A 22,598-nucleotide genomic window follows, 5' to 3' on the forward strand; every position below is an offset into this window, starting at 1 on the left:
AGAGGAGGGCCGGTACCGCCATTCGACCAGCCGTTCCGGCGGTCGCTGCGACCAACGCGCGGTGTGACGATCTGATCACCCGATTGGCCCTGTCGGGGACCCGTTGGACGTTCCGGCCCTCGTGGAGTGAAGCTTGGAAGCGTGTGTGCGGTCCGCGACCGGAGGGGCGGGGGAGTCGCGGGGCGGACGCGGGGCACACGTGGGCACAGGGGTGCCCACGACGGCCCACGAAGACAGAGGAGTACGGAAACCATGCAGACCCGTCGTATCGGTACCGTCGAGGTGAGCGCGATCGGCCTCGGCGGCATGCCCATGTCGATCGAGGGGCGGCCGGACGAGGCCCGGTCGATCGCCGCGATCCACGCGGCGCTCGACGCCGGGGTGACGTTCATCGACACCGCGGACGCGTACCACCTGAAGGCCGGTGAGGTCGGACACAACGAGGAGCTGATCGCCAGGGCGCTGGCCTCCCACGACCGCGGCCGGGACGTGCTGGTCGCCACCAAGGGCGGCCACCTGCGGCCCGGCGACGGCTCCTGGACGCAGGACGGCCGGCCGGAGTATCTGAAGCAGGCGTGCGAGGCGTCGCTGAAGCGGCTGGGCGTGGAGGCGATCGGTCTCTACCAGTTCCACCGGCCCGACCCGCGCGTGCCGTACGCCGAGTCGGTCGGCGCGCTCGCCGAGCTGCTCGACGAGGGCAAGATCGTGCAGGCCGGGATCTCCAACGCGAACCCGGACCAGATCCGGGAGGCCAACGAGGTGCTGGGCGGCCGGCTCGCCTCGGTGCAGAACCAGTTCTCGCCGGCCTTCCGGTCCAGCCAGCCCGAGCTGGAGCTGTGCGACGAGCTGGGCGTGGCGTTCCTGCCGTGGAGCCCGTTCGGCGGCATCACCCGGGCCGGCGGCCTCGGCTCGTCCTTCGCGCCCTTCGCCGAGGTGGCGCAGGCGCACGGCGTCAGCCCGCACCAGGTGTGCCTGGCGTGGATGCTCGCGCTGTCGCCGGTCGTGGTGCCGATCCCCGGCTCCAGCCGGCCGGAGACCGCGCGCGACTCGGCGGCCGCGGCCGACCTGACGCTGACCGCGGCGGAGGTCGAGCGGCTGAGCGCGGCGGCCTGAGCGCGAGGGCCGGTCACGCCCGAGCCGGTCACACCGGGGCTGTCACACCGGGGGCTGTCACGCCGGAGCCGTCACGCCGGCCCGGCGTGACGGCTCCCGCCTCACGCCCCGTCTCACGCCCCCCTCACTCCAGGCCGTCGCCCATCGTGCGGGCGAACGTGTCCGGGTCGGCGTCGAAGCCGCGCAGCACCGGCCGGAACTCCCACGCGCCGGACTCCGCGCGGACGAACTCCGCGATCGAGGCGGCCGTCGCGTCGGCCACCGCGGCGAAGTCGCCCTCGGCCAGCACGTCGTAGCCCGCGACCACCTGGTACGCCGGTCCCGCCACCCGGGCGAACAGCCGCCGCACCGGCCGCTGTTGGATCGCGACGCCGACCACGACCCGGCCGTAGCGCTCGCTGAGCCGGCCCAGCTGGAGCGTCATCACCTCGTCCCAGCCCAGGCCCTTGCCGGTCCGGCTGTCGTGGTTGAGCCAGATCGTGCCGTCGGGCGACCGGCTGTCGTAGTGCACCAGGTACGCCGGCGCGCCGCCGGACCTGCCGTCGGTGTAGGGGCCGCGGTACGGGCCCTCGTACGGCCCCGCGATGATGTCCAGGTCGGTGTCCGGCTCGCCGAGCGGGCTCGGGTCCCACTTCACCCGCACCTCGCCCCGGTCCATCCCCTTGCCGAAGCCGCCGCTGCCGCCGCCGAGGCCGCTCCCCTTGCCGAAGCCGCCGCCGCTGCCGCCGATGCCGCTCACCCGGCCCACCCGCCTTCCCCCGTACGCGCCCCGCGGTCCCGCGCGGAACCGCCCTCCCCCGATTAACCCTCGCTGAACTGCCCGCTGTCCACCGCGCTTTGCGCCGACCTGGCGGCGCGCGGCCGGCCGTGTCCCGGGCGCCGCGCGCCCTCGCCGCTCTCAGTTCACCGCCGCGAGCGTGACCTGCCGGCGCAGCCGCGCGGCCGTCGCGCGGATCCACGGCAGCGCCGCGTAGAGCGCGTCGCCGGGGCAGGTCGTCTCGTAGACGTCGCGGTGGCCCGAGACGGCGTTCAGCTCGACGGCGGTGCCCTTGGGGTAGCGGCTCTGGTCGTTGCTGGAGACCAGCCTGACCCGGCCGGCCGGGTCGACGTCCCGGTCCAGCTTCCACGCGGCGATCTCGGCGATCGCCTGCAGCATGGGCGCCGGCACCGGCTCGCCCGCGCCGAAGCTGCCGAGCGCGGCGATGCCCACGGTGTCGGTGTTGAAGCCCTCGGTGTGCGCGCCGCGCACGTCGCGGTCCACACCGCCGCCGCGGCCCTCGTAGATGGTGCCGCACTTGTCGACGACGAAGTTGTAGCCGAGGTCGTCCCAGTCCAGCAGGTGGATGTGCCGCTCCTGCATGGCCAGCAGCATCGCCGGGACGTCGTGCCGGCAGTCGTAGCCGTTCGGGTTGTCGGTGTGGTGCACGAAGACCGCCCGCACGTGGTGGTCGTAGAGCGGCTTGCCGTGCACCGCCTTCTCGTCCGCGTGCCAGGCCGCCCGGCCGACGATCACCGGGCGCAGCGAGGCGGGGCGCAGCGCCACCGTGCCCCCGTGCGCGTCGTGCGCGGGGCGGGCGGGTGCGCAGCAGGTCGCGAGGAAGGCCAGCGCCAGGAGGGCGGCGGGCGCCCTCACCGGGTCGGGCCGCATGCCCCCACCCTGCGCCCGCCCCGCCCCCCTCGCGCCCGGCGCGCGGCCGTCCGGGTGACGCCTCCGGCGCGTCGCCCGCGTTCCGCGCCCGCCCGCCGGGCCGGCTGCTAGGGAGAGTCGGCTGCTGGGGAGATCTGCGCGGCGCCGCGCCGCCCAGGGGGGCGGCGCCGCGCCGCGCCCCCGCCCTACGGCACCCGGGCGCCCTGTTCCGGCTGGGCGCCGGCCGGGGTGAGGGTGCCGTCGGCCAGGCGCAGCTCCAGGCGGTGGCCCTCGATGTCCGGGTCGGGGACGCGGCGGGCGAACCAGCGCGGGTGGTACCAGATCCGCGCCCCCACGAGCGCCATCACCGCGGGCACCAGCGTCAGCCGCACCACGAACGCGTCGAGGAAGACGCCGACCGCGAAGCTGAAGCCGATCGCCTTGATCGTCGGGTCCTTGGTGACCATGAAGGCCACGAAGATGGAGAACATGATCAGCGCCGCCGCGGTCACCACGCGCGCGGACAGCCCGGTGCCGCGCCGCACCGCGCGGCGGGCCTCGCCGTTCTTGGTGTACTCCTCCTTCACCCGGGAGACCACGAACACCTCGTAGTCGCTGGACAGTCCGAAGATGATCGCCAGCATGATGATCGGCAGGAAGCTGATCGTCTCGGTCGGCGTGATCCCGAAGATGTGCCGGCCCAGCCCCACTGGAAGATCGCGACCTGCGCGCCGAGCGCCGCGGCCATCGACAGCAGGAAGCCCAGGATCGACTTGACCGGCACCAGGATGGTCCGGAAGGCGAAGGTCAGCAGCACGAACGCCAGTCCCACCACGACGATCAGGAAGACCGGCAGCGCGCCGGACAGCTTCGAGGAGACGTCGATGTTGGAGGCGGTGGTGCCGCCGACCAGGATGTGGGTGCCCGTGCCCGCCTCCAGCGACGCCCGGTCGTCGCGCAGCTTGTGCACCAGGTCGGCGGTGGCCTGGTCGTTCGGCCCCGAGCGGGGGACCACCCGGATCAGCGCGACGTCGTTCCGCGCGGCCAGCGGCGTCACCTTCGCCACGTCGGGCACGGTGGCCAGCCGCTTCGCGATCACCTGGGCGTCCGAGGGGGTGTCGGCGTTCTCCGCCACGACCAGCAGCGCGCCGTTGAAGCCCGCGCCGAACGCCTCGGTGGTCAGGTCGTACGCCTTGCGCTGGGTGTCGCTGGTCGGCTTGGACGCGCCGCTGGGCAGCCCGAGCCTGATGTCGGCGGCCGGGATCGCGAGCGCGCCGAGCAGCACCACGCCGGCGATCAGCACCAGCACCCGGTGGCGTACGACGAAGCGCGCCCAGCCGGCGCCCGCGGTGGAGTCGGGGTCGGCGGCCGACCGGCGGGCCACCCGCTCCGAGCGCGCGCCCAGCAGCGGCAGCCGGGTGAAGCGCGCGACCCGCATCCCGGCGAAGCCCAGCACGGCCGGCAGCAGCGTCAGCGCGATCAGCAGCGCGACCGTCACCGACGCGGCCGCCGCCAGGCCCATCACGGTCAGGAACGGGATGCCGACGACGGTCAGCCCGCACAGCGCGATCACCACCGTGAGCGCGGCGAAGACCACCGAGCTGCCCGCGGTGCCGACGGCCAGCGGCACCGACTCCTCCGGCGTCATCCCGTTCAGCAGGTTGGTGCGGTGCCGGGAGAGGATGAACAGGCCGTAGTCGATGCCGCAGGACAGGCCGAGCATCAGCGCGACGGTCGTCGACGCCGAGGCGATGGTGATCACCGAGGCCACCGCCGTGATGCCCATCAGCGTGGTGACCACGCCGATGATCGCGCTGAGGATCGGCATGCCGGCCGCGGCGAACGCGCCGAAGGTGATCATCAGGATGACGAACGCGACGACCAGGCCGACCAGTTCGGGCACCTCGGAGATCTGGGTGCGCCAGCCGGGATAGACGCTGCCGCTGTACTCCACCTGCACGCCGGCCGCCTGCACCGGCTTCATGGCGGCCTTCAGCGCGTCGAGGTTCGCGTCCTTGACGTCGGTGGCCTTCGCCGACCACTGCACCTGGCCGAGGCCCACCGTGCCGTCGCCCGACACCAGCTTGCCGGTGAACGGGTCGACGGCCGAGGAGACCTGCGGCACCGTCCGCACCCGGGCCATGGCCGAGGTGATCGCGGCCTTCTGCGCCGGGTCGGTGATCTTCGCGCCGGCCGGCCGGCGCCCGAACCGTGGGCGGTGGCGAAGACGACGCTGCTCTGGCCGCCGCTGAAGGCCGGGAGCTTGGCGCTCAGCACGTTCGCGGCGTTCTGCGACTCCGTGCCCGGGATCGTGAAGTTGTCGTCCGTCTTGCCGCCGCTCACCTGCGCCGCGGCGATGGCCGCCACCGCGGCGACCAGCCAGAGGACCAGGACCAGCCGCCGGCGCCGGTACGCGGCATGGGCAAGGCGGTACAAAAATGTTGACATGGGTAGATATCTCCACGGCCGTGCGGATGCAGAGCGAGCCCTCTGGCGTGGTCCGACGCTAAGCTTTCACTAGCCGATGGTCAAGTAAGTCGCTAGCCGATGTCTGGTGAGTCACTTGCCGACAGATGGGTGAACGCGGCAGGTCGAACCATGGCTGCGGCTGTCGCCCGGCTTGTATGCTGCGGAGCGTCGCGAAGGAGGGTGCCGCTCATGTCCAGTCCTGTCAGGGGCCTGTCCTCGCGCGCGGTGCAGGCGGAACAGACCAGACAGCAGATCGTGGACACGGCGAAGCGGCTGTTCGAGGAGCGCGGCTACAACTCCACCTCGCTGCAGTCGATCGCCGACGAACTGGGCCTGACCAAGGCCGCGGTCTACTACCACTTCCGCGCCAAGGGCGACATCCTGCACGCGGTGATGAAGCCCGGCATCCAGCAGCTCGCCACGCTGCTCGACGAGGCGGAGGCGCTGCGCGGCCGGCGTGCCCGGGTCGAGCACATCGTCGACGGCTACGTGGAATTCCTGCTGGCCAACCGGGTCTACGCGGTGATGGCGGCGAGCGATCCCGATCTCGACCGCGGCAAGCGGCACGACCTGCTGGACAGCGAGGCGGCGGCGCTGCGCGAGCGCGCGATGCGGCTGCTGTTCGGCGACGCCCCGAGCGGCGCGGACCGCATCGCCTTCCACGCGGTGGCCTCGCTGCCGGACATCCTGCGCGATCTGGTCGACCTCTCCGACGAGGAGCTGCGGGAGGCGCTGCGCACCAGCGTGCTGCGGTTCCTGCGGGTGCAGGGGGCGCGGCCCCGCTGACGGCTCCCGCCGGGGGCCTCCGGCGCGGGGGCGAGGGGGGTACGTTTCCGGTGCGGGAATACCCCCCGGGGTATGTGGTTGACGCATACCGGGGCACCCGTACGGCGAGGAGGGACGTCATGGAACGAGACCGCCGGGAGGCGACGGAACGCGGGAGCGTCCTCGCGCGGGACGAGCGCGCGGGACGCGCGGGGCTCGCGGGACACGGCGAGCAGGACGTGCGGGGCGGGCACGCGGCGCACGACGGTCACGCCGGTCACGCGGCGCACGACGAGCACGGCGGCCATGGGGGACACGCGGCGCATGACGAGCACGCCGGTCACGCGGCGCATGACGAGCACGCCGGCCATGGAGGACACGCGGCGCACGCCGGTCACGCGGGTCACGGCGGGGCGGCGTCGTGGCGCATGGCCGCGCAGGCCACGCTGCACTGCCTGACCGGGTGCGCGATCGGCGAGGTGCTCGGCATGGTCATCGGCACCGCCGCGGGGCTCGGCAACGTCGCGACGGTCGTGCTGTCCGTCGCGCTCGCCTTCGTCTTCGGCTACACGCTCACCATGCGCGGTGTGCTCCGCGCCGACGTGCCGCTGCGGGCCGCGCTGAAGGTCGCGCTGGCCGCCGACACGGTGTCCATCGGGGTCATGGAGCTGATCGACAACGGCTTCGTGGCCGCCGTCCCGGGCGCGCTGGACGCGGGCCTGGCCGACGCGCTGTTCTGGGGCTCCCTCGCGGCGTCGCTCGCGCTGGCGTTCGTCGTCACCACACCCGTCAACCGCTGGATGATCGGCCGCGGCAAGGGGCACGCGGTGGTCCACGCGTACCACTGAGGGCGCGGCCCGGTCCAGGACGCTCGGTCCGGGCCGCCGCCGCTCAGCCCAGCACGACCCGCGCCGTGGCCGTCAGGCCGCCGGACGCCACCGTGAGGGTGACCCGGCCGCGGCGGACCGCGGCGAGCGTGCCCGCCGCCAGGTCCAGGACGGCCAGGGTGCCCGGGGAGCGCCGCGCGGCCCGCGCCTGGTCGGCGTCCGCGGCCACCACCAGGCCGCGGCTGCCCGACCAGGTGACGCTGGCCGGGAAGCGCAACGGGAAGCGCAGCCCGAACTCACTGGTCACGCCGGTCGCCGCGACCGTGCCCGACGCGCCGGGGGCGAGCCGGTCCGGCGCGGCCAGTTCGATGCCGTCGATCAGCGGCCTGCTCTCCGCCCGCAGCCACTCGCGGGTCTCCGGGCTCGGCTGCCCTGCGCGTACCCGCGCCGGCCGCGGGTCGACCGCCACGTGCATCCAGCCGAAGAAGCCGCCCTGGTCGGGTGAGCTGTACGGGGTCTTGCCGACGGCCGGCGTGTTCACCTCCAGCACGCCGTCCGAGCGGGTCACCGCCGCGGTGTGCGCGTGCCCGTTGAACAGCGCGATCGGCTTGCCCGACTGCTCGCGGAAGTCCGCGAGCCAGCGCTTGAACAGGTCCGCCTCCAGCAGGTCGGACAGCTGCGAGGCGCCCGCCCCCGAGGGGTCCTTGAGCGGGTGGTGGAAGGAGACCACCACGCCGGTCACCGACCGGTCGGCCGCCGCCTTCGCCAACTCCTGCTGCAACGCGGGGACTTGGTCCCAGTCGGAGGTGCGCATGTCGCCGGTGTGTGAGTCCAGCAGGATGAACCGGGTGCCCTTGTGGTCCACCACCTGCCGGTTGGGCCGGCCGGTCACCGCCAAGAACGCGTCCAGGCCGCCGGTCGAGGACAGCCCCGCCTCGTGGTTGCCGGGCGTCCAGTAGACCGGCAGGTCGGCGGGCACGTGGTCGCGCAGCAGCCCGACGGCGAGTTCGAAGTCCTCGGGGTTGTTGTTGTCCACGAAGTCGCCGTTGATCAGGACGAAGTCCGGCCGGCTCGCCACGACCTGGTCCAGCGCGATGACCGCCTGCCGCCCGGAGAACGAGTCGAGGCCCGCCGCGGCGCTGATGTGCAGGTCGGATAGGACCGCGAACGTCCAGCGGTGCGCGGGCAGTTCGCCCTGCTCCACGACGTACGGGTCGGGCATCGGCGGCTCGGTGGCGTCCGGCTGCTGCCCCACCTGCGCGTCGAGCAGGTCGAAGTCCAGCCGCCCGGCGTTCTTGTTGGTCTGCGAGGTCTCGGCGATGTAGAGGCGGCTCAGCGTGACCGGGTCGGAGAAGCCCGCGGGAAGGTCGCCGACCACCCGCCGCCAGCCGGTCCAGTCCACCGTCAGCGCGAAGGTGAACGGCACGTTGGTGGTGCCCTGCGAGGTCACCGTCGCGCGCAGCCAGTGCCCCTGCCCGTCGCCGTTGACCCACAGCGCGAGCCGCTTGGCGCCCGGCGGCAGCGTGAACGGCGCGGGGCCGGCCACCGCGTACGCCGCGGAGGTGCCGGACTGGCCGGTGAAGTCGTAGGTCAGGCGCAGCGCGTGGTTGCCGGCCGCCGCGCCCGGCCGGTCGGCCGCGTCGACGTAGCCCACCGAGGCGGTGCCGCGCGCGGCGGTCGCGGTCCACGTCTCGCCGGGCTCGAACGCGGCCAGCGCGACGTCCACCAGGCCCACGGTGACCGGCAGCCGCGCGGTCACGCCCTGCACGGTCGCGGTGACCGTCGCGGTCCGGCCCGCGGCGCCCGCGGCGCCGGTGACGGTGAGCGCGCCGCCGGGGCCCTCGGCGACGGTCAGCACGTTCTTGTCGTAGTCGAGCGCGACATCGCGCGGCGCGACGGGGGCGTCGAAGCCGTCGGCGTCCGCGCCGGTCAGGCCGACGTGCGCGGTGGCGCCCGGGTCGATCGTCAACGCCCGCTCGGTGAAGGCCAGTCGGTGCAGTTCGCCGACGACCCGCAGGCCGCTCTCGCCGCTCGCCTCGCCCGCCCGCGCCCGCAGCACGCCGGCGCCCGGCCGCCTGGCCCGGAACACGCCGTCCTCGGCCCGGCCGAGCGAGCCCGGCGACGCCGACCACGCCACCGGCCGGCCGCCCAGCGGGGCCGGCGCCCACGTCTCGTCGTAGCCGGCGACCGCCACGTCCACGGTCAGGCCCGGCACCACCCGGTCGGCGGCCGGCCGTACGTCCAGGCCGCGCGGCCGTCCCGATCCGGTCCGGGCGAACAGCCCGACGCCGTCCGGCACCGGGCGTTCCGCGCCGTCCGAGGGCGTGTTGACCACGCCCACCGCGCTGTCGCCGGGCGTGCGCGCCACGATCTCGGTCGAGCCGCCGCCGTCCAGCATGAACGCCTCGTACGCGCCGAGCCGCACCAGCAGCGTGGCCGTGTCGTCGAAGCTCAGCCCGGCGGAGAAGTTCGCCGAGCCGTCGACCGCCACCAGCAGCAGCCGGCGGCCGCCCTGCGCCCAGCCGATCGCCGTACGCGGCTTGGGCGTGTCGTTGCCGGTGCTCGGCGGGAAGTCGACCGCCGTGCCGCCCCTCACCAGCACCGCGCCGCTGCCCAGCGCCGTGCGCAGGTCCACGGGGGCGTCGGTGCGCGGCGCGAACGCCACCGTGACCGCGTCCCCCGGCCGTACACCGGCCAGTTGGGCCGCGGCGGCGCCCCGGCCGAGCACCACCAGGCCGTCCGACGGCACGGCGGTGTCGGTGAGTCGGCTGTTGACCGCGGTCACCCGGCCGCCGGAGACGACGAGTTCGGTGTACGGGCCCGCGTCCTGGATGAGCGTGCGGTCGCCCGGCCCCCACAGCGGTGTGTACGCCGCGATGCCGTCCGCCGGCACGGAAGGGGAGTTGAGGGCGGCGAGCGGCCGGGCCGTACCGGCGAGGGTGACCGTGCCGGTCAGCACCAGGTCGGCCAGGCGCGCCACGCGGTCCGCGCCGATCGCGGCGACCGTGGTGTGCGCGGTGGTGCCCTTGCGCAGCTGTCCGCCCTGGATCTCCGGGCCCTCGGCCGCGTAGGTCTCGGTGATGTCGAAGTAGTCGCCGTTGACCGCGGCCACCGCGTGCTGGGCGTTCGCCGCCTGCGCGAGCGGCTGCGCGCGGCTGACCTGCGTGGCGACCAGGTCCACCGAGACGGCGCCGTCGGCGAGGTCGGCGTTCAGCACGTGCACGCGCAGCCAGCCGGTGCGGCCGAACAGGTCGAACGAGGTCAGCGCGATGCCCGGCGCCACCGGCAGGTCCGTCCTGCGGCTGACCAGCGACTCGCCGGGCACGGCGATGTCGTAGCGCGGCGGCTCGAAACGCGGCGGCCCGGAGCGCGCGGGACCCTCCGCCGCCCCGCGGGCCGGGCCGCCGGCGTTCCCCGCTCCCGCGCCCTGCCGGTCCGGCGCGGCGGCGGCCGTCCCGGCGCCGGCCGCGACCAGGCCCGCGGCGACCGCGCCGACGATCACGCCGCGCCGGGAGACGGCGGGGGGCGCGATCGCGGCCGGGGTCGGGTCGGCGCCGGTGCGGGCGCGCGGGGCGGCCGTACCGGCGCGGTCGGCATCGTGTCTGTCGTTCATGTCCATGACGAAGGAGGGTATGGGCTCCGGCTGACGCGGAGCCGAACCGCGCACCGATGGGACATGACTCCAACCTGCCGTCATCGCGCCGCCCTGGCCGGTTGACGCGCGTGCGAAACCTGGACGTCACCGATTCGTACTAGATTCCGCTCACACATGATCGCCGGCGGTCACCGGCGGTCCCGGACCCCAAGGAGCCCGCGATAGCACTACGGATCTGGCTCAGCAGCGCGGGGGTCGCCTCGACCCAGGTGATGCGGATGCTGCGCGACAACCCCGACGCCGCCGACGTGCGGATATACGGTACGAACGTGGACCGGGACGCCCCCGCCCTGTCCGCGTGCGAGGTGGCCGAGGCCGAGCCGCGGCACGTCGGCGACGACTCCTACGCCGCCTTCGCCCTCGACTTCTGCCGCAGGCACGCCATCGACGTGCTGATCCCGCCGAGACGGCTGACCGCCCTGGCCCCGCACGCGGACGCCTTCGCCGCGCTCGGCACCCGGCTGATGAGCTCGCCGCCCGCCGCGGTGGACGTCCTCACCAGCAAGAACCGGACGTACCAGGCCGCGCGGGCGGCCGGCGTCCCGGTCCCCCCGTGGCGGCTGGTCCGCGACGCGGCCGGATTCGCCGCGGCTGTCGCGGAGTTGGGCGCTGACGGCGATCGGGTCTGCTTCAAACCGGCGGGCGAGTTCAGCGCGTTCGGCTTCCGGGTGCTGGACGACCGGCCGCTGCGGTTGCGCGACCTGCTGGCCGCGCCGACGCCCCGGGTGTCATTGCCCGCGGTCCTGGGCGCGCTGCAACGCGCCGCGGACGAGGGCGAGTCGGTGCCCGAGCTGCTCGTCATGCCCTACCTGGACGGGCCGGAGGTCAGCGTGGACTGCCTCTCGGCGCCGGGCGGACGGGTGCTGGCCGCGCTGGCGCGCGCCAAGCAGGGACGCTACCGGCTGCTGCTCGACGATCCCGCGCTCACCGCGGTGGCCGAGCGGCTGGTCGCCCACTTCGGCCTCGCGTACCTCTCCAACGTCCAACTCCGCCACCACCGGGGCGAACCGGTCCTCCTGGAGGCCAACCCCCGGCCGTCCGCAGGTCTCTTCCAGACAGCTTTCACCGGTCTGAACCTCCCCTGGGCGGCGGTGCGCCTCCTCCTCCACGGCGACCCCGGCGCCCTCCCGGCGCCGCGGCTGGGCATCCGCGTGGCGGTGACGGAGTCCGCGGCGGAGGTCGTGACGCGCGGCGCGGAACTCGTGGCGCGCGGTGCCGACGCCGTGACGCCGGCCGTGGACGTGGTGCCGGCGGCGGTCGTCCCGACTCCGGCGGCCGACCCACCCCCCATAGCACTGACGGCATAGCCCCCGGCGGTGCGCCGTGCCCGGCCGGACGCGCCGGGCCGGCGCGACGCAGGGCGCCGCCCAGGTCGGATGCGCTGCGTCGGCGTGACCCGGGAGGTACCCCCCCACACCACGCACGACCCCGCGGTCGGGAACCGCGAGCACGGGGCAGCGTCGGAGGTCAGCGGGTCGCGGCGTCGGCGGCCGGGCGGTAGGCCGCGTGGAACCGTTCGATCGCCCCGTCCGGCAGATCCCGGCTGCCCCGTGCTCGCCGTGCCCGGCTGCGGGTCCGCTGGGGTTGCTCGCGCAGTTCCCCGCGCCCCTGATGACGCGACGTGCGGCGCGTTCGCGGCCCGAGGGGGCGGTCCGTGGGGGCACCTCCCAGCCGCCAGGCTGGGGAGAGTCACCCCCGGGGCGACCTCGGCCCGAGCACGCAACGCGGCGCACCCGGCCGGGGCAACGCCCAGCGTCACGGTCACGCAGTGCGCGGGGTGCGCGCGGGACGGTGAGGGGGGGCGGGGTCAGCCGGTGAGGAGTTCGGCTGCGGCAACTCCGGACGCCGCCGTGGCCCCGTGCGTGAAGATGCGGACCGCGCCCGCGCGCGGATCCTCGGGCAGACCCATCTCGACCACGATCGCATCGGGCCGCGCCGCCGCCAGCGAAGCCAACGCCCGCCCCATCCACGGCAGCCGCGCGGCATCGCGCACGACCACGACCAGCGGCCGCCCCACCGCGGGAGCGAGCCCGTGCTCGTCCAGCACCCCCGGCCGCGCCACCAGTTCCTCGTGGTGCACGCGCACGAACGTCGTCCCCGGCAGCCGCTCGCGCAGCGGCGCCGCGACCCCCCACGGCGTCTCCTTGGCGATCGCGAGGTTCGTCGAGGGGACCAGCTCGACCACGTGCGGCGGCGCGGCCAGCGGCAGCACCCCTTCCGCCGCCCCGGCCAGCCGCACCGCGCGCCGCGCCGCGACGTAGCCGATGTCGCCGCCGACCGGGTCGACCGGCACACCCCGCGCGAGCCCCGCCGACCACGCCGCGAACTCCCGCACCCGGCCCGCCGCTTCGGCGAGCCGCTCCTCGGTCAGCCCGGCCGCACCGCGCCCCGCACCGTCCCCCGGACCGCGCCCCGCGCCCCCGCTCGAAGGCGAAGCCGAACCCGAAGCCGCACCCGAACCCGCGGAGCCACCCCGCACCCCCTCCACCAGCGCCCCGGTGAGCAGCTCGACCACGCCCTCCTCCGCGTGCTCCCCGCCGACGCACACCGCGTCCGCGCCGGCCGCCACGGCCCGCACGGTCGCGCCGCCGATGCCGTAGCGCTCGGTCACGCCGGCCATCTCGATCGCGTCGGTGACGATCATGCCATCGAAGCCGAGGTCGTCGCGGAGCACGCCGCCGAGCAGGCGGCTGCTGAGGGTGGCCGGGAGGTCCGGGTCGAGCGCGGGCACCAGCAGGTGCGCGCTCATGATCGCCCGCGCGCCGGCCTCGATCGCGGCGCGGAACGGCGGCAGCGCCTGGGCCCTGAGCGTCGGGGCGTCGACGTCGTAGACGGGCAGGCCGTGGTGGGAGTCCACCGCGACGTCGCCGTGGCCGGGGAAGTGCTTGGCGCAGGCGGCGACGCCGCCGGACTGCAGCCCGCGCACCCAGGCCGCGGCGTGCCGCGCGACCCGCTCCGGCTCGACGCCGAAGGAGCGCACGCCGATGATCGGGTTGTCCGGGTTGGAGTTGACGTCGACGCTGGGCGCGTAGTCCAACGTCACGCCCGCGGCGTGCAGTTGGCGTGCCAGGTCGCGGGAGACGGCCGCGGTCAGCTCGGGGTCGTCGACCGCGCCGAGCGCGAAGTTGCCGGGCCGGCTGGACCCGGTGGCCGACTCGATGCGGGTGACGTCGCCCGCCTCCTCGTCGATCGCGATGATCAACTCATGGTTCTCCGCGCGCAGTTGCGCGGTGAGCCGGGCGACCTGCTCGGGCGAGGCGATGTTGCGGGAGAACAGCACCACCGACTGCAGGCCCTCGCCGATGGCCCGCAGCACCCAGTCCGGCGCCTGCGTGCCGACGAAGCCCGGCTGCAGCACGGAGAGCGCGAGCCGGCGCAGGCCGCCGTCACTGTGCGCGGCACCACTGGGTCCGGCTGCGCGCTGCGCACCGGCGGACGTCAACCCGGACATCGTGTAGGGCCTTTCCCGCAGATTGGTACAGACCAAATGGATGGTGACCCAGCCCGATCTTGAGTGTCAAGGCGTGCCGCAATGAGTCACCGCCGGTGATTGGCCACTTGCTTACCGCGACCGAATTCCCGCTCATTGTCAACGGAATCCCGCCAATTCCCCTGCCCCGTACGATCGTTCGACAGTCGGGTGCACGCCGGCCATTTGACACGGCCATCTGGTCTAGTCCAGTTTAGGGGGACGCGAGTTGAGCGAGCGACAGCCGTGGCGCCAGGCGCTGGTACGCCTCGACGCCGATACCCATTGCCGTGCGTGATTTCTCGCGCACCGACCGCAGCGTACACGCCGAATCGTGCGCCGCGCCGGTCTCCATGGCTTTGCCCCGGAAGCTGATCCGAACCTTGGAGCGACCGTTGTCAGCGCCTGATCGTCTTTACCGAGCGGCCTCGGAAATCCCCTACTTCAGCGCGGACGGCGAGACCTATCTCGCCCCCACTGCGCTGCGCGATCTCCGTAAGACGCGAAAGCTGCGCGTCCTGTCGGACGAGGACTTCGCCTTCTGGCAGAAATACGGCTACGTGGTGGTCGAGCAGGCGATCCCCGCCGCCGCCGCGGGCGAACTGCTCGACTTCGCCTGGGACTTCCAGGGACTCGACCCCGACCGACCGGAAACCTGGTACCAGGAGCGGGAGTTCCGCTCCGACCTGGAACGCGAGCTGCACATCTACGGCTTCGTCGAGGCCTACCACCACCAGCTGATCTGGAACAGCCGGCAGACCCAGCGGGTCTACGACGCCTTCGTGGACGTCTGGGACTGCGAGGAGCTGTGGGTGACGCTGGACCGGCTCAACCTCAACCCGCCGAACGTCAAGACCCGCGACCGCGCGCTGATCGCGCCCACCGAGCGCGGCTTCGACATACGCCTGCACTGGGACATCGACACCACGCTGGAGGACCTGCCGCAGCGTGTGCAGGGCATCATCGCGCTCGCCGACACCAAGCCGGACATGGGCGGCTTCCAGTGCTCGCCCGAGCTCTTCCACAGGTTCGACCAGTGGAAGGCCGGCCAGCCCGCCGACCGCGACCCGATCCGGCCGAACACCGACCCCGACGAGTTCCCGGTGGTCCGCCCCGACCTCAAGGCCGGCGACCTGCTGATCTGGAACGGCGCCCTCGCGCACGGCGTCGCCCCCAACCTGTCCGCGGACGGCGTGCGTTCGGCGCAGTACATCGCGATGATGCCCGCGCTGGAGTCGCACGAGGAACTGCGGCGCTCGCGCGTGGAGTCCTGGCGCACGCTGTCCACCCCCGACTGGAACGCCACGCTCGTCGGGGACGCCGACAAGCACGAGTCGCTGCGCTACGGTCGGGCCGAACTCACCGAGCTGGGCGAGAAGCTGCTCGGCAAGACGTCCTGGAACGCCGAGCAGCCGGCCGGGGCGTAGCCATGCGCCGCATCTGCCTGGCTCTGCCGACCAACCGGCCGTGCGCCGAGGCGATCACCGCGCTGCACGAGGAAGCCGCCTACGCCGCCGAGCGGTTCGGCGCCGAGGTGCACCTGCTGGTGCTCGACTCGTGCGCGGACGCCGTACGGGCCGAGCACGCCGCGCTCGTGCGGGAACTGCCGCGCCATGACAACGTCGTCAAGCACCACCTCGGCGAGGCGGAGCAACGGGACTTCCTGCGCCGGGCGATCACCCGCTCCGGCGCGGACAAGCCCGACCTGCTGCTGGACCTGATGCTGCCCGACGGGCTGTCCTACGGCGCCTGCACCAACCGCGCGTTCCTGATCGCCGCCGCGCTCGGCTGCGCCTCGGTGCACCGTCGCGACTCCGACAGCCGCTACCAGCGGGTCGGCGGCGAGACGGTGTACCCGATCCACCACGAGTTGGCCACCATCGGCCGGCCCGCGCGCGAGGCGGCGGCGCACGTCACCGCGACCGACCTCGACCCGCGGCACCTGGACAAGACGGTGTCGCTGGTCGGCGCCTCCTTCATCGGCGAGATGTCCGTCGACATCGCCGAGATGGAACGCATCGACCCGGACACCTACCACGACGTCGTGGGCCTGTGGGCGCCGTTCGACTGGCCGGCCACGCGCAAGCGGGAGTTCGCCGCCGACTCCTTCCGCGGCGCCGGCACGACGCCGTTCACCGCGGACCGCGCGACGCTGACCCTGGTCGACCCGATGCGGGTGGACATGTGCAACATCGCCTTCCACGGCGTGCACGAGCAGGTGCCGCTGCTGCCGGCCACCGACACCATCGGCAGCGACTACTTCCTCATCCACCTGGTGTACGACGCGACGCTGCCCGGCGTGCTGCACAACCGCGACATCGTCAACTACTACACCGGCGAACGCCGCACCGACGCCGGATTCGCCGCGTACCACCTGCGGTTCGTGAAGTTCCTGCTGTCGATGCTGTACCTGAACGTCGTCTACGACCGGATGGCCGAGGCCGGCGCCTCGCTGCTCGACGCCGACGGCCGGGTGCGTACCGCCGCCGTGGCCGAACTGCTGTGGGAGAGCAGCCGGTTGGACACCGGCGACAACGTCCTGCGGCTGGACGCCGTGGACCGCGCCTACCGCCGGCTCGGCGGCAGGTACGCGCTGTTCGCGCGGTCCCTGGCCGACCGGCGGGAACGCCTGCTGGACGAGGCCCGGCGCGCCATGGAGGACTTCGCCCTGCTCACCGAGGTCTGGCCGGCCCTGGTCGGCGCGGCGAAGGCCACCGCGGTACGGACCGACGCCCCGCCATGCTGACGACCGCCATGCCGGGACTCACCGACGGCGCGCTCCGATCCGCCCTCGCGGCGGCCGGCGAGGACCGGATCGTCTTCGACCTCACCGGGATCGAGCGGCGGTACGCCGCCCTGCTGGACGAACTGCCGGGCGTGGCCGTGCGGTTCGCGCTCAAGGCCTGCCCGGTCGACGAGGTGCTGGACGCGCTGGCCCGCAAGGGCAGCGGCGTCGACGCCGCGAGCCTGGAGGAGATCGAACAGGCGCTGCGCTGCGGTGTGCCGCCGGGGGCCATCCACTACGGCAACACCATCAAGTCCGACGCCGACATCGCGCGCGCCTACCGCCTGGGCATCCGCGACTTCGCCACCGACAGCCGCGAGGACGTCGCCGCGATCGCCGAACACGCCCCCGGCTCTCGGGTGTTCTGCCGGCTGGCGACCGACGGCGGCGGCGCGCTGTGGGGCCTGACCGGGAAGTTCGGCTGCACCGTGCCGGACGCGGTGCAGGTGCTCGAACAGGCCCGCGCGGCCGGCCTGGAGGCCGGCCTGTCGGTGCACGTCGGCTCGCAGCAGATGACGGCCGGCGCGTGGTGCCGGGCCTTCGACCTGCTGACCGAGGGCATCGGCGAACTGCGGGCGCGCGGCATCGCGCTGCGCTACCTCGACCTCGGCGGCGGGCTGCCCGCGCTGGGCTACCTCGACCGGCGCGGCGAGCCGCTGGACCCGCCGCTGGACAAGATGTTCGCGGTGATCCGCGAGGGCATGCAGCGCTGCCGCGAGGCGGCCGGGCGCCCGCTGGACTTCGTCGTGGAGCCCGGCCGGCACCTGGTCGCCGACCACGGCGCGGTGCGCGCCCACGTGGCCCGGCTGACCGTGCGCAACACCGCCTCGGGCGAGCCGGAGCGCTGGCTGTACCTGAGCTGCGGCAAGTTCAACGGCCTGTACGAGATGGACGCGCTGCAGTACCGGCTGGTCTTCCCCGGCTACGACCCGGACGGCCCGCAGGTGCCCGTCACCGTCGCGGGACCCACCTGCGACAGCGACGACGCGTACGCGAGCGGCCACCGCCCGGTCCGGGTGCCGGCGGGCCTCGCCTCCGGCGACCCGGTGTGGGTGCTGTCCAGCGGTGCGTACGCGGTCAGTTACATGACCCAGGGCTTCAACGGCTTTCGCCCGCTGCCCTGGACGTGCGTGCGCGATGACGAGGAGGCCGCTGACCGGGCCGCCGGCCCGGGCGGCGACGAGGACGGGGGCGCGTAGATGGCAAGCGAGGCAAGGGCCGGCGGTGACGGCGCGGGTGGCGGTGTGAACGGCCGCGCGGACAGCGGTTCGTACGGCGCCGGCGGCACGCACGACGGAAGTCCGCGGGGCGCGCGCGCCGAGCCCGGCGTGCGCGTCCGGCGTATCGCGGACGGCGACTGGGACGCCATCGTGGCGCTCGAAGCCGCCGCGTACACCCCGCTGGGCATCAGCGAGGGCCGGGCCCCGCTGGAGTCCAAGGTCCGCGCCTCGCCGGACACCTGCCTCGCGCTCGACGTCGGCGGGCGCACCGCCGGCTATCTGCTCGCGCTGCCCTACCCGCCCTCCGCCTACCCGGAGTTGAGCCGCGGCGAGCAGACGGTCTTCCGCTCGGCCAACCTCCACCTGCACGACCTGGTGATCGCCGCCGACCTGCGCGGGCGCGGGCTGGGCCGGCGGATGCTCGGCCGGCTGACCGCGGACGCGGCGCGGCAGGGGTTCGAGCGGATCTCGCTGGTCGCCGTCGGCGGCAGCCACACCTTCTGGTCGGCCGCCGGCTTCCGCGCGCACGAGGGCGCGGTCGACTCCGGCGGCTACGGCCCGGATTCCGTGTACATGTCCCTGCCGCTGCGGACGGCCGGCACACCGACACCAGACGAAGTGGGGGGCGCCTGATGCTGCGCGTCGACGATCCGTTCCGCCGGGGGCAGTTGGCCACCGCCGCGCTGTTCTGCTCGCTGGGCTTCCAGTACGCCACCTGGGCGTCGCGGCTGCCCGCGATCAAGTCCGACCTGGGCCTGAGCGCCGCCGAGGTGGGCCTGCTGCTGATGGCCACCGGCATCGGCGCGGTCGGCACCTTCCCGCTGGTCGCGCTGCTGATGCGGCGGCTCGGCTCGCGGCGGCTCGCGCTCGGCTCCGCGACGTGCCTGGCGCTGCTGCTGCTCGCGATGTCCGGTCTGCCGGACTACCCGGTCGCGCTCGCGGTGATGCTCGTGGACGGCGCGCTGGTCGGCGGTCTGAACGTGGCGATGAACGCGCAGGGCGCCGCGCTCGAAGTGGCCTACGAGCGCAACGCGATGGCCAAGCTGCACGCCACCTTCAGCGGCGGCTCGCTGGGCGCGGCGCTGCTGGCGTCGGGCATGAACGCCGCGACGTCCACGCTGATCGTCCACTTCGGCGTGGCCGCCGCGCTGCTCCTGCTGCTGGTCGGCTACGCCAGGACCGGGCTGCTGACCGAGGACGGCACGCAGGAGGCGGCGGGCGGGACGGCGGACGCGGACGGCGCGGACGCCGAGGGCTCGCGGGGCGCGGACGCCGCTGACGCCGCTATCGTCGCCGACGGCGCGGCCGACTCCCCGGCCGGGGCGGGCGCGGACGCCGGACGGAAGAAGCGCCGCTGGACCGTGCCGTCGAAGGCGACGCTGTGGCTCGGCGCGGCGATGGTCTTCGGCACGGTCACCGAGGGCGCGATGAACGACTGGTCGGCGCTGTACATGAAGGAAGTCGCCAAGGCCTCCGCGGAGGTGGCGCCGATGGGCATCGCGGTGGTCTCCACGATGATGGTGCTCGCGCGGATCTTCGCCGACGGGTGGCGCGGCCGCTGGGGCGACGGGCGGATCGTCCGCGTCGGCAGCGCGCTGGCCGGCCTCGGACTCGCGCTGGCGCTGGTCACCGGCGGCGTGGTGCCCGCGCTGCTCGGCTTCGCCTGCGTCGGCCTCGGCATCGCCGCGGTCACCCCGTGCGTCTACGTCGCCGCCGCCAAGAACGGCTCCGACGCGCTGACCGTGGTGGCCACCATGGGCACCACCGGGCTGCTGGCCGGCCCGCCGGTGATCGGCTTCATCGCCAACGGCAGCGGGCTCGTCTGGGGCATGGCCGCCGTGGCCGCCACCGCGCTGCTGGTCTCGGTGTGCGCGACGCGCATCCGCTGGACGCCGCGCGAGAGCGCGCCGGCCGCCGCCGCGCAGCCGGCGGCGGCCGAGGTCTGACCGGCCGCGCGGCGCCCGCTCGTCGGCGACCGCCGGTGTGACCAGAGGATCTACGCACCCGGCGGCGTTTGGGTGCGCGGGCGCGGCGGGAAAGGGGGATTCGCCCGCCGCCGTACCGGAATCACCGGAGGTACACCGTTGCGCCCGCTGACCGACAACCCCGTCACCATGGGCGCGGACGACGCGTTCGAGTTCCTGCCGCTGGTGGAGGCGCTGCACGAGTCCGTCGCGGCGGCGAGTCCGCTGCCGCTGACGGTCGGGGTGTTCGGGTCGTGGGGCGCGGGCAAGTCCAGCTTCCTGGGCCTGTGGCGGAGCCTGTTCGCCGAGGGCGGCCCGGACCGGACGATCTGGTTCAACCCCTGGAAGTACGACCGCAAGGTGGAGGTCTGGGCGGCGCTGCTGCACAGCGTGCTGGCCGAGATGGAGCAGCAGGAGGGCCTGCGCGAGCGGGCCAGGAGGCTGGCCAGGGCCGCGACATGGCTCTCGCTGCGGGCCGGCCTCGGCCACGCCGCCTCCCTGGCCACCGGCGGCGTGGTCGGCGGCGACCAGGTCAACCGGCTGCTGGACGACTTCAGCGCCACCGACTCCGAGGAGTACCGGCAGATCAACCGGTTCGAGCACGACTTCGCCGCCGCGGTACGCGAGTTCGTCGGCGAGGACGGGCGGCTGGTGGTCTTCGTCGACGACCTCGACCGCTGCACGCCCGACGCCGCGCTGACCGTGCTGGAGTCCCTCAAGCTCTTCCTGGGCGAGTCGCGGTGCGTGTTCGTGCTGGCACTGGACGTGGACGTGCTCGCGGCCGCCGCCGCCAACAAGTTCGCCGGCGCCCTGTCCGGCGCGCCCGGCGAGGCGGCCTCCGGCATGGCGTACCTGGACAAGATCGTCCAGTTCCCGTTCTTCCTGCCCGAGGTGGACTTCGAGACGCTCAGGACCGCGTACGCGGCGCACGTCCCGCTGTCCGGCGCGGACGCCGCGGCGTTCTGGGACCTGCTCCAGATCGAGCTGGGCACCAACCCGCGCCGGATCAAGCGGTTCCTCAACATGCTCAACCTGACCATGCTCATCTACCGCAGGAGCATCGGCGCCGCCGCGGACGACGAACTGCGGGTCGACACCCTGCTGTTCACCGAGCTGCTGTTGATCCGCAGCCGGCACCGGGACTTCTACCACGCGCTGAGCCGCGAGCCCGACTACTGGCGGCTGCTGGAGGGGTTCGCCGCGGTCGCCATGCGCCGCCCCGCACAGCGGGACACCCTGGTGTCCCAACTCCCGTCCCCATTACGCCGGTTCACCCAGGACGAGCAACTGCTGCGGCTGCTGGAGGCCGGGCTGGGCATGTACGACCCTCCCCGGGCGCCCGAGGGCCCGCTGGTGCGCGCCATGGTCAGCACGGTCCAGCGGTCCCTCGGCCCCACCACGCCGCCGACCCCGCCGGTGCCCTCCTCCCTGAGCCGGTCGTCCTCCCCGTCCCCGTTCGACATCGTGTGACCGGGCGGTCCCCGCACCGTCCGGTGCGGCCGGCCGCGTCGTACCGCCGCGCCGCGGCGGACGGGACCGGCCTCAGCGGGTCAGCAGCTCCCGCAGTGCCGCGGCGACTTCCGCCGGCGCCTCCTCGGCCATGAAGTGGCCGTAGGACACGGGGACGTGGCGCAGGTCCGGCGCCCAGGAGCGCCACAGGGCCGCCGCGTCGAAGCCGAGCGCCGCGCCCCAGTCCTGCTGGAGCACGGTGACCGGCATCCGCAGCCAGCGGCCGGCCTCCCGGTCGGCTCGGTCGTGGTCGACGTCGACACCGGCCGAGGCGCGGTAGTCCGCGACGATCGACGGGACGGCGGCCCGGCAGGCGTCGAGGTAGGCGGCGCGGACGTCGGCGGGGATCGCGCCGGGGTCGCCCGTCCAGATGTCCAGGAAGTGGCCGAAGAAGTCGTCGGAGGAGGCGGCGATCATCCGCTCGGGCAGCCCGGGCGGCTGCGCCATCAGGTAGAGGTGGAACCCCACGGCCGCGCTGGCGCCGTGCATCACCTCCCACATGTCGAGCGTCGGCAGCACGTCGAGGCAGGCCAGGTGCGTCACGGCGGCCGGGTGGTCGAGCCCGGCGCGGAACGCCACCAGCGCGCCGCGGTCGTGCCCGGCCAGCGCGAACCGGTCGTGCCCGAGCGCCTTCGCCAGCGCCACCACGTCCGCGGCCATCGTGCGCTTGGCATACGTGTCGGGGCCCGCCTCGGCCGGCTTGTCGCTCGCGCCGTAGCCGCGCAGGTCGGGGCAGATCACCGTGTGGTCGGCCGCGAGGTCGGCGGCGACGTGCCGCCACATCAGGTGCGTCTGCGGGAAGCCGTGCAGCAGGACCACGGGGGAGCCGGCGCTGGCGACGGCGGCGTTGAGCCGGACGCCGTCCGCGACGGGGACGCGGTGGTAGGCGAACCCGGGGATCGCGGCGGGCGGAACCGGGGCCGAGGGGACGGCGGGGGTCGCGGGGGTGGGGGCCGGTGAGGCGGTCATGGCGGGCCTTTCGTGGGCGGTGTGGCCGGTACGGAGGGTGCGCGGGCCGGGCGCCGGCCCGTACCTCCGCCGGTACGTCCACCTTGCGGCCCGCGGATGAGCATCCGGTGAGCGGCGGGACGTCGGCGGGTCGGCGCCGGGCTCCCGCCGGGTTGCCGCCGGGTTGCCGCCGGGCCGCTGTCGGTCGGGCGCGCTACCGTGACCAGGGACGACGCCGTCCGGGGCG

The 22,598-nt window shown here is 74.3% G+C and carries 17 protein-coding genes; 10 read left to right on the forward strand and 7 right to left on the reverse strand.

Annotated elements, in window-relative coordinates:
- Positions 1-252 precede the first annotated feature (252 nt).
- Positions 253-1,113, forward strand: coding sequence for an aldo/keto reductase (locus VSR01_RS20630; RefSeq protein WP_326450654.1), 861 nt, complete (start codon positions 253-255; stop codon positions 1,111-1,113).
- Between the two features lie 124 nt (positions 1,114-1,237).
- On the opposite strand, the gene VSR01_RS20635 is transcribed toward VSR01_RS20630, so the two are convergent.
- From VSR01_RS20635 to VSR01_RS20650, 4 genes are all read right to left on the reverse strand, one after another.
- Positions 1,238-1,771, reverse strand: coding sequence for a TerD family protein (locus tag VSR01_RS20635; protein ID WP_326453737.1), 534 nt, complete (start codon positions 1,769-1,771; stop codon positions 1,238-1,240).
- A gap of 240 nt (positions 1,772-2,011) precedes the next feature.
- Positions 2,012-2,761 (reverse strand): N-acetylmuramoyl-L-alanine amidase, encoded by a 750-nt coding sequence (locus VSR01_RS20640; protein ID WP_326450655.1) that lies wholly within the window; start codon positions 2,759-2,761, stop codon positions 2,012-2,014.
- A gap of 185 nt (positions 2,762-2,946) precedes the next feature.
- Positions 2,947-3,384: an MMPL family transporter gene (locus tag VSR01_RS20645; RefSeq protein WP_326450656.1), complete on the reverse strand. Its 438-nt coding sequence runs from the start codon at positions 3,382-3,384 to the stop codon at positions 2,947-2,949.
- Positions 3,324-4,883: an MMPL family transporter gene (locus VSR01_RS20650; RefSeq protein ID WP_326450657.1), complete on the reverse strand. Its 1,560-nt coding sequence runs from the start codon at positions 4,881-4,883 to the stop codon at positions 3,324-3,326. The genes VSR01_RS20645 and VSR01_RS20650 overlap by 61 nt, the downstream gene beginning before the upstream one ends.
- A gap of 515 nt (positions 4,884-5,398) precedes the next feature.
- On the opposite strand from VSR01_RS20650, the gene VSR01_RS20655 reads away from it, so the two are divergent.
- Positions 5,399-5,995, forward strand: a complete 597-nt coding sequence (locus tag VSR01_RS20655) for a TetR/AcrR family transcriptional regulator (RefSeq protein WP_326450658.1) — start codon at positions 5,399-5,401, stop codon at positions 5,993-5,995.
- Positions 5,996-6,402: 407 nt separating this feature from the next.
- Complete coding sequence (locus tag VSR01_RS20660) at positions 6,403-6,822, forward strand: DUF4396 domain-containing protein (protein WP_442785691.1); 420 nt, start codon at positions 6,403-6,405, stop codon at positions 6,820-6,822.
- Between the two features lie 43 nt (positions 6,823-6,865).
- Here VSR01_RS20660 and VSR01_RS20665 read toward each other — a convergent pair whose 3' ends face one another.
- The gene (locus VSR01_RS20665) at positions 6,866-10,414 is read right to left on the reverse strand and encodes a phosphodiester glycosidase family protein (protein WP_326450659.1); all 3,549 of its coding nucleotides are present in this window, start codon (positions 10,412-10,414) and stop codon (positions 6,866-6,868) included.
- A gap of 260 nt (positions 10,415-10,674) precedes the next feature.
- Here VSR01_RS20665 and VSR01_RS20670 point away from each other — a divergent pair, with 260 nt between their 5' ends.
- The gene (locus tag VSR01_RS20670) at positions 10,675-11,763 is read left to right on the forward strand and encodes an ATP-grasp domain-containing protein (protein ID WP_442785506.1); all 1,089 of its coding nucleotides are present in this window, start codon (positions 10,675-10,677) and stop codon (positions 11,761-11,763) included.
- Positions 11,764-12,263: 500 nt separating this feature from the next.
- Here VSR01_RS20670 and VSR01_RS20675 read toward each other — a convergent pair whose 3' ends face one another.
- Positions 12,264-13,835 (reverse strand): glycoside hydrolase family 3 protein, encoded by a 1,572-nt coding sequence (locus VSR01_RS20675; protein ID WP_326453740.1) that lies wholly within the window; start codon positions 13,833-13,835, stop codon positions 12,264-12,266.
- A gap of 485 nt (positions 13,836-14,320) precedes the next feature.
- Between VSR01_RS20675 and VSR01_RS20680 the strand changes: the two genes are divergently transcribed.
- The 6 genes from VSR01_RS20680 (at position 14,321) to VSR01_RS20705 (ending at position 21,364) form a co-directional block, all read left to right on the forward strand.
- Positions 14,321-15,352 carry a phytanoyl-CoA dioxygenase family protein gene (locus VSR01_RS20680; RefSeq protein WP_326450660.1) on the forward strand — a complete coding sequence of 344 codons (1,032 nt, stop codon included), beginning with the start codon at positions 14,321-14,323 and terminating at the stop codon, positions 15,350-15,352.
- Between the two features lie 2 nt (positions 15,353-15,354).
- On the forward strand, positions 15,355-16,671 hold the full coding sequence (locus VSR01_RS20685) for a DUF6271 family protein (protein ID WP_326450661.1): 1,317 nt from the start codon (positions 15,355-15,357) through the stop codon (positions 16,669-16,671).
- Entirely contained in the window at positions 16,665-17,909 is a 1,245-nt protein-coding gene (locus VSR01_RS20690) for a type III PLP-dependent enzyme (protein WP_326450662.1), read from the forward strand. Before VSR01_RS20685 ends, VSR01_RS20690 begins: the two co-directional genes overlap by 7 nt.
- The gene (locus VSR01_RS20695; protein ID WP_326450663.1) at positions 17,910-18,563 is read left to right on the forward strand and encodes a GNAT family N-acetyltransferase; all 654 of its coding nucleotides are present in this window, start codon (positions 17,910-17,912) and stop codon (positions 18,561-18,563) included. It begins immediately after the preceding gene.
- On the forward strand, positions 18,563-19,876 hold the full coding sequence (locus VSR01_RS20700; protein WP_326450664.1) for an MFS transporter: 1,314 nt from the start codon (positions 18,563-18,565) through the stop codon (positions 19,874-19,876). The genes VSR01_RS20695 and VSR01_RS20700 overlap by 1 nt, the downstream gene beginning before the upstream one ends.
- A gap of 138 nt (positions 19,877-20,014) precedes the next feature.
- Positions 20,015-21,364, forward strand: coding sequence for a KAP family P-loop NTPase fold protein (locus VSR01_RS20705; protein WP_326450665.1), 1,350 nt, complete (start codon positions 20,015-20,017; stop codon positions 21,362-21,364).
- A gap of 72 nt (positions 21,365-21,436) precedes the next feature.
- On the opposite strand, the gene VSR01_RS20710 is transcribed toward VSR01_RS20705, so the two are convergent.
- Positions 21,437-22,372, reverse strand: a complete 936-nt coding sequence (locus VSR01_RS20710; protein ID WP_326450666.1) for an alpha/beta fold hydrolase — start codon at positions 22,370-22,372, stop codon at positions 21,437-21,439.
- Positions 22,373-22,598 lie beyond the last annotated feature (226 nt).

Origin of the sequence: Actinacidiphila sp. DG2A-62, assembly GCF_035825295.1 — a bacterium.
Classification (GTDB): Bacteria; Actinomycetota; Actinomycetes; order Streptomycetales; family Streptomycetaceae; genus Actinacidiphila.